We start from the raw sequence: 411 nt of genomic DNA, 5'->3' as shown, positions 1-411 counted from the left end.
AGGGCCCGGACGTGCGAGCCGTCGACCGCGGCGTCCTCCATGTCCAACAGTCCGGCCTTGCGGAGTTCCGCCAGGAGGATCTCGTGCAGGCGGGGCCACACGCCGGCCTCGGTCCAGTCCCGCAGCCGCCGCCAGCACGTCACCCCGCTGCAGCCGATCGTCTCGGTCGGCACGTCCGCCCAGGTCACACCCGTGCGCAGCACGTAGATGATCCCGCGCAGAGCCGCACGGTCATCCGCCGGCAGCCGGCCCGGATACCGCCGACGCCGCGGCGGCCGAGGCGGGAGCAGCGGTGCGACACGATCCCACAGATCATCAGGCACAAGATCCTCCGACACCCGGAGAACTCTGCCGCCCACCAGCCCAACTGCCAAGCCAGTGAGCCAAACTCATTCTGAAATGATCAGTAAG

General features: G+C 69.1%; 1 protein-coding gene. It reads right to left on the bottom strand.

Features of this window, described 5'->3' with window-relative positions; translation table 11 throughout:
* Positions 1-338, bottom strand: a 338-nt coding sequence (locus ACFIF2_RS35955) for a transposase (protein WP_395577498.1), incomplete at its 3' end; no start/stop codon positions are given.
* Between the last annotated feature and the right edge of the window lie 73 nt (positions 339-411).

It is taken from the genome of Streptomyces sp. BK79, from assembly GCF_044142145.1.
GTDB lineage: Bacteria > Actinomycetota > Actinomycetes > Streptomycetales > Streptomycetaceae > Streptomyces.
This window is presented reverse-complemented; position numbering and strand designations above follow the sequence as displayed.